Source organism: Neisseria cinerea, assembly GCF_900475315.1.
Lineage (GTDB): Bacteria > Pseudomonadota > Gammaproteobacteria > Burkholderiales > Neisseriaceae > Neisseria > Neisseria cinerea.
The window spans coordinates 737,631-750,516 of record NZ_LS483369.1 but is presented as its reverse complement, the minus strand read 5'-3'; the positions used below and the strand labels follow the sequence as shown (position 1 = coordinate 750,516).

Genomic DNA, 12,886 nt, shown 5'->3' with positions numbered 1-12,886 from the left:
TAAATAAAAGGTTCAGATTCTGCAAAATACAGAATCCGAACCTTATCGGGATATGAAAGCAACCGTCTGATTTCAGTCAGAACTATTTTAAAATATCCGGTCTTGCCAATGCCGTCTGAAAATTATGCATGTTCAGACGGCATATACTTATTTGGATTGAGTTTCGACAAACCTGGGACCTTTCAGGATGCCGTTGTGGGTATATGGCGACAACAGACTGTATGCGGCGGTTTTGGAAACCTTATAACCACGGTCGGTCAGGTTGTTGGCAATCTGGTTGACGATTGCGCCGACTAAGGCACCCAGCAAGCCGCTATTGCCATTGTTACTGCCTTCCCTGATACTGGCCGTACCCGACCATAACTCTTTCCCGTTGCGGGAGTCGACCAGCCTTGCTTTGGCGGATACGCTGGTTACACTGTCTAAAATTTGGTAAGAAGTGCCGTATTCGGTAACCGTAATGTATAAAACTGCATCATTGCCGAAAATCTCATGTAGTTTTTCGGGGCGGACGGCATGAATATCGGCGGCATTGGTCAACCCGTTTTGTTTGAATGTTTGCTCCGCAACCGCAACCGGGAAGACGTAATAGCCGGCTTCGGAGAGCGGTAAAGCCGTTGAAGCCAACATGCCCCAAGTCGCATTGACGTCGGGTGATTCATTTAAAGGCGGAACCACCAAAATAGAGGCGGGTTTGCTTTCTTTAAAAGCGGAATAGTCGAAATCGGGAACTTTTTGAACTTGGCAGGCAGACAAGGTCAGAACGGCGGCAAGCCCTAAAATCCATTGTTTCATCATTTGCCTCCTTTTCCGGTCTTCATCAGGAAATCCATAAATGCACGCGATTCGGGAAACAGTTTTTTCTCTTCTTCAAATTGTCGGAAGGCTCCGGATCTGTCTCCCATTTGAGAAAGCAGCAATCCCAAGTGTGCATGCGCGCCAGGCGCAACATTCATTTTTTTGCTTTCGGCTTCCTTAAAGTATTTCTCCATTTTTTCGGTTTGTTTGCCCAACGAAGTATCATTGTTTTTCAAACCTTCATAGACGGTATCGGGATAGTCGCCGTAATAATACAGGGCTTTTTGTCCGCTGCCGCCGCAGGCGGTCAAAGCCAAAACTGCAGCATACAGCGGTAAGCGGATTAGAGTTTTCGGATTCATGATTTATCCTTAACGGTTAGGTTGCCATGAGCCGTTGTCGATTGCCCGGACCAGGTTGTTGACTGCTTCACGGATAGCCAAATCCAAAACTTTACCGTTTAGAGTTGCATCGTAGCCGGAAGTGCCGCCAAAGCCGATAACTTCGCGGTTGGAGAGTGAATATTCTCCCGCTCCTTGAGTGGAGTAAACGATTTCGGAAGTTTTGACATTAACAATGTTTAAAGCCACTTTCGCATAAGCGACTTGTGATTTTCCCCGCCCCAAAATGCCGAAAAGCTGCTGGTCGCCGACATCCTTGCGTCCGAACTCGGTTACATCACCGGTAACGACATAGTCGGCACCTTTCAGGTTTTGCATTTTGCCGGAAATGCCGGATTCTTGTTTTAACGCGCTCAAATTGGTGCGGTTCAGTACGTTGAAACGGTTGGTCTGTTGAAGGTGTGTAACCAAAATGGTTTTTGCCTGACTGCCCAGACGGTCTTCACCGTCGGAGAAAATACCTTTTTGGAAGCTAGAGCGGTTGTCGAAAGTGCCGATGGAAATCGGAGTCCGTACGCCGTGGTATTGCGTGTTGTAGGAATCAACTTTTGCAACTTCAAGGCTGCGTGAAGATTCGGTTGCGCAGCCTGCCAACAGTATAGAGGCAACAGAGAAGGCAATGACGGTAGAAATTTTTGTCATGAATTTCGTTCCATAGGATGAAAGGATAATAAAACCATTATTATTTGTATGTAAATTCTAGTCAAGATATTTTATTCGTATAGGGTTGTGTTTTCTTATACGGGATTCGGCTATTTTTCAAGCCAAATGATTTTCAGGTTAGGAAATAAGGCTGGTGTCGGGCTGATACACTGCTTTTCCGTAATTTTTATGCTGATGGTTCTTTTAAGCTGTCGGCTTCCGCAGTACCTGTATCGGGGCATGGAAGACGGCAGCTTAAAAGGGGAGAAAGGGCGGGAGGATGCGGGAAGGTTTCTGATGCAGTCTGAAAAATAGGGCAGATATGGTACCTGTTTTTGAAGGGGCTGTAGTTTTAGAGGTAAACGATTTCGCCGCTTCTTCCTTTGCTTTCGGAACTTGCCCACCAGACAAATTGCGGGAGCACGTCTTCGTAGTTTTTACGTTCGTTTTTTGCTTCACCCGGATGGGATTTGATGCGTTGGGGGGAATTGATGGGGCCCGGAATCAGGACATTGGCGCGAAGGTTGCCGAAGCGTTCCCATTCATCGGCAGCAACTTTGCACAGATAGTTCAGTGCGGCTTTTGATGCGCCGAAACCGCCCCAGTAGGCTTTTGGGGTTTCTCCGTGGCTTTCGCCGACGAAGATAACGGATGCGTCTGGCGACTGTTTCAGCAGGGGAAGGAGGGCGCGGGTCAGCCCCATCGGGGCGACGGTGTTGATACGGTATTGGTTGACCCATTCGGCGACGGTCTGGAAATCCAGGGGCGATAGTGCGTAGAAATAGCTGGCGCAATGGACGATACCGTCTAGTTTGCCTTGTGTGGCTTCGGCAATAGTGGCGGCGAAATGTTCAAATTCTTTTTCTTCCGCGCTAATAAGGTCAAAGCAGATGGCGAATGGTTCGGGGTATCCGGCTTCGACAATCGCGTCATACACTTTTTCCAGTTTTTTCTGATGACGGGCAACCAAAATCACAGTCGCGCCTGCTGCCGCATAGGCTTTGGCAACCTGTTCGCCCAGCCCTTGTGATGCGCCGGTAACTAATATGGTTTTGTCGGTCAGTGTCGGCATGGTTGTCCTTTGAGATTTAGGGATAATGTATTTTAACGTTTTGTTGCGGCTTGTAAAGTATCTTCATGTCCTGACGGTCAAACTGTAATTAGATGGTGCAGACATGCTTCTGCTGCTGCAAATCCTGATTGTACCGCAGCTTCAAGCGTGGCAGGGTAGAGGGGGTGGAGGTAGTCGCCGGCAGGGTAGATTCGGTGTCGGTGCAGCCAGGTCAAATCAGGCAACGGGGAATTGGCGGTTGCAGAGGTCGTCGCGCGTTTTTCGGTAATGACGCGGACGGCTTCGGGTTCGTTTAAATAGGGGCAGATGCGCTTGACGTCGGCGTGGATTTTTTCCGCCCACACTTGTCCAGTAAATGTACCGACGCGATCGGAAACGCTGATAACGGCGGATACTTCGTTTGGGGACAGTCCGAGTTTCCCGCGGTTGAGCAACCATTGTGCTGTTCCGTCGGTAAGTCCGGTCAGCGGTGCAGGCAGGCGGACGGGATCGGCATAACGCAGATAGACGGTGGTAATGGCATGATAATGCAGGTTTTGATAGGCGGACTGAATGTGTTCGGGTGTGTCTTCAGGCAGGAGTGCTGCGGCATGATAGGGGGCAACGGCGAGAACTGCGGCATCGAAAAATTCTCCGTTTACCGATACTCTGCCGTCAGGCAAGGTTTTCAGACGGCATGCACGGGTTTCTAAACGGATATCCGCACCGAAATGCCTGAGTTTTGCCAGTGCGGGTTCGGCAACAATCATACCTAAATCCTGCCTGGGTAAAAGATAGTCGCTGCCGGATTTCCCTGCCCAAACGCCGTCGGATAACACGTTGCACAATATACGCAGGCTTGCATTTTCCAAAGGTGTATTGAGTGCGCCCCATACAAGCGGCTGCCAAAATTGTGCAATGGCGGCACGGGGGGTATTTTGTTGCCGCAGCCATTGCCCGACCGTCATGTCAGCCTGGTCGGAACGTGCAAACTTTTGCAGGCGGGACATATCGGAAAGCAGTTTGGTTTTGAATGTAAAAGGGAAGTGTCTTGCCAACAGCACTCCGCTTAAAATGTGAAGCGGGGCCGGCAGGAAGCGGGTACGGAATTGCAGGCCTTCGTGCATATGCCACTGCAGAGGCAGGCGCAGAAAGGCGGTTTTAGGGTTGGAGCCGATTTCTTTCATCAGGCGCAATACGCCGTGATATGCACCCAGTAGGATATGCTGCCCGTTGTCTAAAAAACTGAATCCGTGGTTGTCGCCTGTCAAGGTGCGTGCCCGGCCGCCCGGTTGTCGACCGGCTTCGAACAGGGTAAGGTCGGTATCGCGAGCCAGTATTACGGCAGCGGACAATCCTGCCCAGCCTGCACCGATGACGGCAATTTTCGGGCGATTTTGCAAAGTGTTCATGGTTTGAATCCGAATAACCAGGTTTTTAAGGCAATGCGTTTTTTACGCGGGGAAGGAATGGCAATCTTATAGGTCAGGACATTTTGTACGCCGTCAAAGTCTATTTCGTTTAAAAGTGCGTAATAAACCGCCGCCATAACCAATCCTGCCTTTTGTGATTTTTTATCTGTGGCTGGTAGGAGAGATACGGCTTCACGATAGGTTTCACGCGCACGTTTTATTTGGAATGCCATCAATTCGGTGAAATTTTCTGTTGGCCGGCACTGCAAAATCACACTTGCAGGGACATCAAACCGCTGCATTTCCTCCATTGGCAGGTAAATCCGCCCATTACGAGCGTCTTCGCCGACATCTCGGATAATGTTTGTCAATTGTAAGGCAAGCCCCATCTTGTCGGCGTATTCCAGTGTTTGATTGTCTGAAAACCCTAAAATTCGGGCAATCAGACAGCCGACTACGCCTGCGACGCGGTGGCAATACAGTTTCAATTCTTTAAAACTGCCGTAACGGGCTTGAACCAAATCCATCTGCATTCCGTCGATTAATGCTTCTAATTCATATTTCGGCAGGTCGAACGTTTCCTTTATTTGCCTCAAGGCCTGATTGACCGGATGTTCTGGCATTATGCTGCAGAAAACCCTGTCTAAATCGCCGCGCCACCAGTTCAGCGTTGCCTGCGCCACATTCGGATCGGAGCAATCGTCGGCCACGTCATCCAATTCGCGGCAAAAGGCATACAAAACCGTTATCGCATCCCGTTTTTCCTGCGGCAGGAAACGGAAGCCCGACAAAAAACTGGAGTGGCTTTCTTCTGCTTTCTGACGGCAATAGTCGAGTCCTTGCACGGCGTGTTCCTTAAGGCGAAAGTAAAAGGCGGATTTTATCGGTATTTTGCAGGGAAGGGCAATTTTAAAACCGGATGCTTCATTCCCTAGCAAACCACTCAACTATCTGTCCGAAATCTGTTAAAATGGCTGCCCATCCCAATAAATATCATATTTAAAGGCACACATATCATGGCTCTTTTGCAGATTTCCGAACCCGGCATGTCCCCGGCTCCCCATCAGCGCCGCCTTGCAGTAGGAATAGACTTGGGTACGACCAACAGCCTGGTTGCCGCCGTACTCAGCGGAAGTTCGGTCTGCCTGCCTGATAAAAACGGCCGCATTACGCTGCCTTCCGTTGTCCGTTATTCGGAAAATGGGGAAACGGAAGTAGGGCGTGCTGCGCTTGCCGCACAAAAAACCGATCCGCTGAACACCATTAGCTCTGCCAAACGGCTTATCGGGAGGACATTTGCCGATCTGCATCGTGATGCTCATTATCTGCCTTACCGTTTCGGTGAAAATCAACGCGTTATCGAATTGCACACGCGTCAAGGTGCCAAAACGCCTATCGAAGTGTCGGCAGAAATCCTCAAAGCCCTCAAATCGCGTGCCGAAGAAACATTGGGTGGAGATTTGGTCGGTGCCGTCATTACCGTGCCCGCCTATTTCGATGATGCCCAACGCCAAGCCACCAAAGATGCAGCACGCCTGGCAGGCTTAAATGTCTTGCGCCTCCTTAACGAACCGACTGCCGCCGCAATCGCCTACGGACTGGACAACGCCTCAGAAGGCACGTTTGTCGTTTACGACTTGGGCGGCGGCACATTCGACGTATCCGTATTGCAACTGACTAAAGGCCTGTTTGAAGTCAAAGCCACCGGCGGCAACAGCGCATTGGGCGGCGATGATTTCGACCACCGCCTGTTCTGCCACCTGCTTGAACAAAACGACCTTTCCAAACTCAACGAACAAGACAGCCAGCTTCTGCTTTCCCTTGTCCGCACCGCCAAAGAACAACTGACTGGCCAAACCGAAGCCGTCGTCGAAGCCACGCTTTCAGACGGCCGCAAAATCCATACCGTCATTACCCGCCAAGAGTTTCACAACCTGACCCAAAATCTGGTACAAAAAACCATCGAGCCCGTCAAACAGGCTTTGAAGGATGCCGGCGTAACCAAGGCAGATGTCAAGGGCGTGATTATGGTTGGTGGCTCCACCCGTATGCTGCACGTCCAACAAGCAGTCGCCACTTTCTTTGGTCAAACCCCGCTGAACAACCTCAACCCCGACGAAGTGGTCGCACTCGGCGCCGCCATACAGGCGAACGTCCTTGCCGGCAATAAAACCGACGGCGAATGGCTGCTGCTGGACGTTACCCCCTTGTCGCTCGGCTTGGAAACCTACGGCGGACTCGCCGAAAAAATCATCCCGCGCAATTCCACCATCCCCACCGCGCGTGCGCAGGACTTTACCACCTTCAAAGACGGTCAAACCGCCATGACGATACACGTCGTACAAGGCGAGCGCGAACTCGTTTCCGACTGCCGCAGCCTTGCCAAATTCACCCTGCGCGGCATTCCGCCCATGGCTGCAGGCGCAGCGCGTATCCGCGTAACCTTCCAAGTTGATGCCGATGGTTTGCTGTCCGTTTCCGCACAAGAACAAAGCACCGGCGTACAGGCGCAAATCGAAGTCAAACCTTCCTACGGCTTGGACGACGACACCATCACCCAAATGCTCAAAGACAGCATGAGCAACGCCGCTGAAGACATGGCCGCACGCGCACGCGCCGAAGCCGTAGTCGAAGCCGAAAGCCTGACCGACGCCGTTAACGCCGCCCTTGAATTAGATAGCGACTTGTTGGAAGCCGAAGAATTGCAACAAATTCAACAAGACATCGCCACTTTGCAAGGCAGTCTGAAAGACGGCAACGCCGAAGACATCCGCTCCGCCGTCGCCAAACTCAGCCGCAGCACCGACAACTTTGCCGCCAAGCGTATGAACCGCAACATCCAACGTGCGCTGACTGGACAAAGCGTTGATAATATTTGATGCCTAAACAGTTTCAGACGGCCTTGAAAGATACAAAGGTCGTCTATCTAATATCCAAAAACCGAAACGATTTCTTTTATGCGACTCTGGCACCAAACCCTTATCCCCATTCTCCCCCGCGCCCAACTTTTAGGGCAGCATCGCGAATGTGCCGCTTTACGCGGTGCGGGCTGGGGCAGGCCGCATGCGACGGTTAATTACGTTTTTACCCATTCACCCTACAAACTCTATCTGTATCACGCGTTGATTATGGAAGAGATGGAAAAGCGCGGTTACAAACCGGATGTTTTATGGAAAGATCCGCTATATCGCGGCAAAGCCGTTGCCCCATACTATTCGCACGCGATTGAAGCATCTATTTCGCCGATTTATGCCGAACATGATGATGCTTATCTAGATGAATGTCTGGAAAATTTAAGAAGTAAAGGCATCATGTTATGAACCTATTTTTCAGATGGTCTGAATATTGAATAACCAAGGTCGTCTGAAACCATGTTAACCACAACCACTCTTAAACAAACGAGACAATAAAAATGCCAAAAATTACCGTACTCCCACACGCGACATTATGCCCCGAAGGCGCAGTTATCGAAGATGCACCGGAAGGCCAAACCGTCCTTGACGTACTGCTTGACCACGACATCGAAGTCGATCACGCCTGCGAAAAATCCTGCGCCTGCACCACCTGCCATGTCATCATCCGCAAAGGTTTCGACAGTTTGGAAGAACCGACCGAATTGGAAGAAGACCTGCTCGACCAAGCATGGGGTTTGGAAGCCGATTCACGCTTAAGCTGTCAGGCAGTCGTCTCAGATGAAGATTTGGTCGTGGAAATTCCCAAATATACTATCAATCATGCCCGAGAGGACCATTGACGCAATGCCGTCTGAAACATCATGCGGTTCAGACGGCATCGGATATGCATAAGACGGAGCAGAAGGGTAATCCCGTATTTGATACGGGTAAACCGGAGTTTAGTTTGGGCGGTAGATAAACCGTTGTCGGGCAATTTTCAGAGGTATTTGTGTCTGATTTGCCGCATATTGCTCTATTTTGGCTTTCGTATTAATCATACTCAGTTTTTGACCAGGCTTTTCGGATAGCTTTTTCAATATTGATTGTGGCTGTGTTTTATCTTCCGGATATTTTGGCTGCTGCAGTTTTGCTTCCTTTAATCCAAAAAGAGCGACAGTTTTATCGGCAATATCCAGATAGTATTGTTCAAGTTGGGTGGGATTGGCAGTCTCATTTTCAATTGTTACGGAAATCCGGTCATAACGGTTTGCCATACGTTCGGCAATTTGGGTATAAATATGCCAGCGCTTCATACGTATTGTTGCGGCATCGGGATCAGCCCGTGCACCGTCTAGGACAATAAGCCCCCTTTGGTTTTGACAGCGGATGCAAAGCGTCAGCCGGGAAAGGGTATTTTGTTCGTCGAGTATCTGATACAGTCTGCGGACCAATAGGACCAGACGGTCAAATTCCCCTATTTTGGAAAGGAAATCGGGATTGTCCGGAGCGGTATAAACCAGTTTGGACAGTTTGGCGGTTAAGGCATTATTCATTCGGCTATCCTTGGCAGGTATGCATTGGAACATATTCTATACGGTTGAAAGGCCGGGAAATACAGGAGAATTAATATGAAATGGACAGACACACAACGTATCGCTGAAGACCTTTACGACCTTCACGGTGAAGATATCGACCCCAAAAGCCTGCGCTTTACCCAATTGAGGGATTTGATTATGGCGCTTCCCGAATTCGACGATGATCCGGCACGTTGCGGAGAACGCATTCTTGAAGCCGTACAGCAGGCATGGATAAACGAAGCAAGTTAGACTATTTACTGTTGCCGTCTGAAATCCGGACAGCCACCGGAAACGGAATCGGACTACCAGCTTCCTTTTTTCATTTTATCCAGTTGGCGGCGGTTGCGCTTAGTCGGCCTGCCGTCGGGATACACGTGGTTGATACGGCTGAATTCGTCGAGCTGCCTGCGTTTTTCCCTCAAGTCTACCGTTGCCTGGTCTTCTTCATAAAGGCAACGCGCCTCCGGTGCTGGACGGCGTTGATTGTTCAAACCTTTAACTTCGATCTTATAGGGTAGGGAATTAAGCGTCAGCTCGATAATATCGCCGATGCCGACGGATTTGCTGTTTTTAACCTTTGAACCGTTTACCTGAACCCTGCCCAGTTCGATGTGTTTTTGTGCCAACGACCGGGTTTTGAAAAAGCGTGCGGCCCAAAGCCATTTGTCCAGCCGTATGGCGGAAGAATCATTGTTGTCTTTCATTATGATTTTTGAAGCAATTGAATTTGTTTTGAGTTTAGCATAAGATACGCAGCTTTATAACTAGTGTATATACACTAATCCTTTGTTTCCCATACTCCCGAATATGAAAATAGTGGGCGGGAAACGGTCTGCGGCAATAAATTAACTGCGTAATATGCGCAAATAGCGTATGATAACGGCAGAATCTGTTGATGAGAGCTTCATTTTATGAAACCTGTTTTTTTGGATTTTGAACAACCTATAGCCGAACTGACCGGAAAAATCGACGAACTGCGTTTTGTTCAGGATGAATCCGCTGTCGATATTTCGGATGAAATACACCGTTTGCAGAAAAAAAGCGATGATTTAACCAAGTCTATTTTCAGCAAACTTACGCCTGCCCAAATTTCACAGGTTTCCCGGCATCCGCAGCGTCCTTATACTTTGGATTACATTGAGGCACTGTTTACCGATTTTGAAGAACTGCACGGAGATCGTCATTTTGCCGACGACCATGCGATTGTAGGCGGATTGGCACGGTTTAACGGACAGAGCGTTGTAGTGGTAGGCCATCAGAAGGGGCGCGATACTAAAGAAAAAATCCGCCGTAATTTCGGTATGCCCCGTCCGGAGGGTTATCGGAAGGCTTTGCGCCTGATGAAAACGGCGGAGAAATTCGGCTTACCGGTTATCACCTTTATCGATACGCCGGGTGCTTATCCGGGTATCGGCGCAGAAGAGCGCGGCCAGTCCGAGGCTATCGGTAAAAATTTGTACGAACTGACGCGCTTGCGCGTTCCGGTTTTGTGTACGGTCATCGGAGAAGGGGGCTCGGGTGGTGCGCTAGCGGTTGCCGTGGGCGACTATGTCAATATGCTGCAGTATTCGACTTATTCCGTTATTTCCCCTGAGGGATGCGCTTCCATCTTATGGAAAACTGCCGAAAAAGCGGCGGATGCGGCACAGGCCTTGGGCATTACCGCTGACCGCCTGCAAAAATTGGGGCTTATCGATACCATCGTTAAAGAGCCTTTGGGTGGTGCGCATAGGGATTTCGGGCAGACTATGGGAAATGTCAAAACTGTTTTGGAAAAACAGTTGCATGATGCTCAAAGTATGCCGATTTCCGATTTGCTTTCCCGCCGTTTCGATCGCATCATGGCTTACGGCAAATTTTCTGAGCAATAATTCAAATGGGACCAGCGGCAAGCAGTTTGTTTGAAACTGCTTGCTTTTTCTTTGTCGGAAAAAAATTGTGTTGACCTTGGATGTTTTTGAACAGCAATTGAGAAACTGTTTCCCTCAAGGGGTGGATGGGCAAAAAATTGCGGTAGCATTAAGCGGCGGTTTGGATTCTGTGGTCTTACTGCACTTGCTTGTTTGCGCCGGAAAAAAGGGCGGCTTTATTCCTGAGGCTTTGCACATTCACCACGGTTTGAGTCCTCATGCTGACGCTTGGGCGGATTTCTGCCGGAATTATTGCGATACACTGGGCGTAAGGCTGGAAACGGTCAGGGTCAGTGTGGAAAAAAACGGTTTGGGCATTGAAGCGGCGGCAAGGCAAAAGCGTTATGCAGTATTTTCGGAGAAAGAATTTGACATTCTTGCTTTGGCACACCATCGGGACGACCAAATCGAAACCTTTATGCTCGCCGTGGCACGCGGTGGGGGATTGCGCGCTTTGTCCTCCATGCCGTCTGTACGTCCTTTAGGTACGAGGGGCATAATCTGGCGGCCTTTGCTGCCTTTTTCGCGCCAAGAATTGCAGGATTACGCGGAAAGACAGGGTTTGTCGAACATCGAGGATGAAAGCAATACCGATACAGGTTATTTGCGGAACTGGTTCCGGCATAGTGCTCTGCCTGAGTTGTCGGCAAGAATTCCTGATTTTGACCGTCATGTGTTGAACAATATCCGTGTTTTGCAGGAAGATTTGGCTTTGTTGGACGAGGTTGTCGTTCAAGACTGCCGTTGGGTTTGCGGGGCCGGTTATTTCGATACGGCTCGGTGGCTGACGTTTTCTCCTCGTCGGAGAAGCCATATTTTGCGGTATTTTTTGAAGGAAAATGCGGTTCCCTTACCCAATCAGAATGCCCTTGCCGATATTGCCCGCGTTTTGGCAGAGGCAAAAACCGGACGTTGGAGCTTGCAAGGCTTCGAATTGCATCATTATGCAGGCAGGCTGTTTGTGTTCCAATTGGAAAAAATGGATAAACTATTATTTTTGAAAGACAGGCAGATAAGCGGAAATTTAAGGGAAATCTTGAAGGGGCAGGGGTTTGTTTTAAAACGTCACTCGTTTGGGCTTCCTGAGCATCTTTTGGAGCAGGACGGGATTTTACGGCCGGTTTTGCCGTCGGACAGCATGACCATAGGCGGAATTCATAAAAACATGAAGAAAATCCTTCAGGAAAAACGGGTTTTACCCGCCTTGCGCACGTTTTGGCCGGTTGTGGCCGACAGGGAAAACCGTCCTCTTGCGTTGGCAAATTGCTGTACCGATTTCCGATTGTCCGTTTCAGACGGCATTTTACCCGTACATCCGGATTTTCCCGTTTTATTTTGATGGAATCGTAATCGCTGTTACTTAGTGGACGATTGGATACCATCCGATTATATATTCTTGAAAAGGCTGCAAAGTGAAGCAAATCAGTTCGCCAAATAATGAACAAATCAGGCATCTTCAGCGCCTGCTGTCGCAGGGGAAGTTCAGGCGGCAGTATGCCCAAACCGTTTTGGAGGGCGTCCACCTGCTTCAGGTTTTCCTGCAATCCGGCAGAAAGCCGGTCGGGGTATATATTCCCGAAGCTAAAATGCCGTCTGAAGAAGTCCGTAAATTGACGGCGGTTTTGCCGGAAGACAAGATTTTTTCCGTTTCAGACGGCATATTGAAAAAAATCAGCAGCTTGAGTTGTGCAGACGATATACTTGCACTGATTGATATCCCATTGGGCGGAACCTTGCCGGACAAAGGCGACTGTGTGGTTTTGGACGGCGTGCAAGATCCGGGCAATGTCGGCACCGTCTTACGGAGTGCGGCGGCGGCAGGGGTAGGTACGGTCGTTTTGGGCAGGGGTTCTGCGGATGTTTGGTCGCCCAAGGTATTACGCGCGGGTATGGGCGCGCATTTCCTGTTGGACATTTATTCGCAGGCGGATTTGGAAATATGGTTGGCGCACTATGAAGACCGTGTGTTTGCCACCGCGTTGCGTGAGGAAAAGCAGGCGGTTCTGTATGGCGAAGATTTGTGCAAGCCGACAGCCTGGGTGTTTGGCAACGAAGGCGCGGGTGTCGGTAAAGCAGTTTTAGACAGGGCGGACAAGTGTGTCAGGATTCCGATGCACGATGCAACCGAGTCTTTAAATGTCGCGATGGCGGCGACAATCTGCCTGTTTGAACAGATGCGCCAACGAACGGCGTATTGAGGA

At 49.7% G+C, this 12,886-nt stretch carries 15 protein-coding genes; 7 read left to right on the top strand and 8 right to left on the bottom strand.

Translation table 11 applies throughout. The annotated features are described in order from the left end of the window. Positions 1 to 147: 147 nt before the first annotated feature. The 6 genes from DQM57_RS04010 to hpnD all read right to left on the bottom strand — a co-directional run bounded on the left by DQM57_RS04010 (position 148) and on the right by hpnD (position 5,149). Positions 148 to 795: a DUF799 domain-containing protein gene (locus tag DQM57_RS04010; RefSeq protein ID WP_111726985.1), complete on the bottom strand. Its 648-nt coding sequence runs from the start codon at positions 793 to 795 to the stop codon at positions 148 to 150. Next, positions 795 to 1,160, bottom strand: a complete 366-nt coding sequence (locus tag DQM57_RS04005) for a DUF4810 domain-containing protein (RefSeq protein WP_167395531.1) — start codon at positions 1,158 to 1,160, stop codon at positions 795 to 797. The genes DQM57_RS04010 and DQM57_RS04005 overlap by 1 nt, the downstream gene beginning before the upstream one ends. Positions 1,161 to 1,169: 9 nt before the next feature. Further along, entirely contained in the window at positions 1,170 to 1,841 is a 672-nt protein-coding gene (locus DQM57_RS04000; protein ID WP_003675336.1) for a CsgG/HfaB family protein, read from the bottom strand. 352 nt (positions 1,842 to 2,193) lie between these two features. Then, positions 2,194 to 2,913, bottom strand: coding sequence for an SDR family oxidoreductase (locus DQM57_RS03990; protein ID WP_003675340.1), 720 nt, complete (start codon positions 2,911 to 2,913; stop codon positions 2,194 to 2,196). 77 nt (positions 2,914 to 2,990) lie between these two features. Beyond that, positions 2,991 to 4,304 carry a hydroxysqualene dehydroxylase HpnE gene (gene hpnE / locus DQM57_RS03985; protein ID WP_111726979.1) on the bottom strand — a complete coding sequence of 438 codons (1,314 nt, stop codon included), beginning with the start codon at positions 4,302 to 4,304 and terminating at the stop codon, positions 2,991 to 2,993. Next, entirely contained in the window at positions 4,301 to 5,149 is an 849-nt protein-coding gene (hpnD, locus tag DQM57_RS03980) for a presqualene diphosphate synthase HpnD (RefSeq protein WP_111726977.1), read from the bottom strand. Before hpnD ends, hpnE begins: the two co-directional genes overlap by 4 nt. 171 nt (positions 5,150 to 5,320) lie before the next feature. Between hpnD and hscA the strand changes: the two genes are divergently transcribed. The 3 genes from hscA (at position 5,321) to fdx (ending at position 8,058) form a co-directional block, all read left to right on the top strand. Next, positions 5,321 to 7,183, top strand: coding sequence for a Fe-S protein assembly chaperone HscA (gene hscA, locus DQM57_RS03975; RefSeq protein ID WP_111726975.1), 1,863 nt, complete (start codon positions 5,321 to 5,323; stop codon positions 7,181 to 7,183). Positions 7,184 to 7,261: 78 nt separating this feature from the next. Further along, the gene (locus DQM57_RS03970) at positions 7,262 to 7,624 is read left to right on the top strand and encodes a TIGR02328 family protein (protein WP_107860019.1); all 363 of its coding nucleotides are present in this window, start codon (positions 7,262 to 7,264) and stop codon (positions 7,622 to 7,624) included. A gap of 92 nt (positions 7,625 to 7,716) precedes the next feature. After that, positions 7,717 to 8,058 (top strand): ISC system 2Fe-2S type ferredoxin, encoded by a 342-nt coding sequence (fdx, locus tag DQM57_RS03965; RefSeq protein ID WP_107860020.1) that lies wholly within the window; start codon positions 7,717 to 7,719, stop codon positions 8,056 to 8,058. Between the two features lie 99 nt (positions 8,059 to 8,157). Here fdx and DQM57_RS03960 read toward each other — a convergent pair whose 3' ends face one another. Further along, positions 8,158 to 8,751 carry an amino acid permease gene (locus tag DQM57_RS03960; protein ID WP_107860021.1) on the bottom strand — a complete coding sequence of 198 codons (594 nt, stop codon included), beginning with the start codon at positions 8,749 to 8,751 and terminating at the stop codon, positions 8,158 to 8,160. 75 nt (positions 8,752 to 8,826) lie between these two features. Between DQM57_RS03960 and iscX the strand changes: the two genes are divergently transcribed. Beyond that, positions 8,827 to 9,024 (top strand): Fe-S cluster assembly protein IscX, encoded by a 198-nt coding sequence (iscX, locus tag DQM57_RS03955; protein ID WP_107860022.1) that lies wholly within the window; start codon positions 8,827 to 8,829, stop codon positions 9,022 to 9,024. 53 nt (positions 9,025 to 9,077) lie between these two features. On the opposite strand, the gene DQM57_RS03950 is transcribed toward iscX, so the two are convergent. Then, positions 9,078 to 9,479: an RNA-binding S4 domain-containing protein gene (locus tag DQM57_RS03950; RefSeq protein ID WP_003675356.1), complete on the bottom strand. Its 402-nt coding sequence runs from the start codon at positions 9,477 to 9,479 to the stop codon at positions 9,078 to 9,080. A gap of 207 nt (positions 9,480 to 9,686) precedes the next feature. Here DQM57_RS03950 and DQM57_RS03945 point away from each other — a divergent pair, with 207 nt between their 5' ends. From DQM57_RS03945 to DQM57_RS03935, 3 genes are all read left to right on the top strand, one after another. Then, positions 9,687 to 10,646 (top strand): acetyl-CoA carboxylase carboxyltransferase subunit alpha, encoded by a 960-nt coding sequence (locus tag DQM57_RS03945; protein WP_107860023.1) that lies wholly within the window; start codon positions 9,687 to 9,689, stop codon positions 10,644 to 10,646. 67 nt (positions 10,647 to 10,713) lie between these two features. Beyond that, positions 10,714 to 12,024 (top strand): tRNA lysidine(34) synthetase TilS, encoded by a 1,311-nt coding sequence (gene tilS / locus DQM57_RS03940; RefSeq protein WP_197711724.1) that lies wholly within the window; start codon positions 10,714 to 10,716, stop codon positions 12,022 to 12,024. Positions 12,025 to 12,097: 73 nt separating this feature from the next. Further along, on the top strand, positions 12,098 to 12,883 hold the full coding sequence (locus tag DQM57_RS03935; protein WP_107860024.1) for a TrmH family RNA methyltransferase: 786 nt from the start codon (positions 12,098 to 12,100) through the stop codon (positions 12,881 to 12,883). Positions 12,884 to 12,886: the final 3 nt, after the last annotated feature.

Excerpts from the sequence above, each read along its gene's own strand:
- DQM57_RS03945 (WP_107860023.1), top strand. The coding sequence starts at position 9,687 with ATGAAACCTGTTTTTTTGGATTTTGAACAACCTATAGCCGAACTGACC.
- hpnE (WP_111726979.1), bottom strand. The coding sequence starts at position 4,304 with ATGAACACTTTGCAAAATCGCCCGAAAATTGCCGTCATCGGTGCAGGC.
- DQM57_RS04005 (WP_167395531.1), bottom strand. The coding sequence starts at position 1,160 with ATGAATCCGAAAACTCTAATCCGCTTACCGCTGTATGCTGCAGTTTTG.
- DQM57_RS03990 (WP_003675340.1), bottom strand. The coding sequence starts at position 2,913 with ATGCCGACACTGACCGACAAAACCATATTAGTTACCGGCGCATCACAA.
- DQM57_RS04010 (WP_111726985.1), bottom strand. The coding sequence starts at position 795 with ATGAAACAATGGATTTTAGGGCTTGCCGCCGTTCTGACCTTGTCTGCC.
- hscA (WP_111726975.1), top strand. The coding sequence starts at position 5,321 with ATGGCTCTTTTGCAGATTTCCGAACCCGGCATGTCCCCGGCTCCCCAT.
- DQM57_RS04000 (WP_003675336.1), bottom strand. The coding sequence starts at position 1,841 with ATGACAAAAATTTCTACCGTCATTGCCTTCTCTGTTGCCTCTATACTG.
- DQM57_RS03950 (WP_003675356.1), bottom strand. The coding sequence starts at position 9,479 with ATGAAAGACAACAATGATTCTTCCGCCATACGGCTGGACAAATGGCTT.
- DQM57_RS03970 (WP_107860019.1), top strand. The coding sequence starts at position 7,262 with ATGCGACTCTGGCACCAAACCCTTATCCCCATTCTCCCCCGCGCCCAA.
- DQM57_RS03960 (WP_107860021.1), bottom strand. The coding sequence starts at position 8,751 with ATGAATAATGCCTTAACCGCCAAACTGTCCAAACTGGTTTATACCGCT.
- iscX (WP_107860022.1), top strand. The coding sequence starts at position 8,827 with ATGAAATGGACAGACACACAACGTATCGCTGAAGACCTTTACGACCTT.
- fdx (WP_107860020.1), top strand. The coding sequence starts at position 7,717 with ATGCCAAAAATTACCGTACTCCCACACGCGACATTATGCCCCGAAGGC.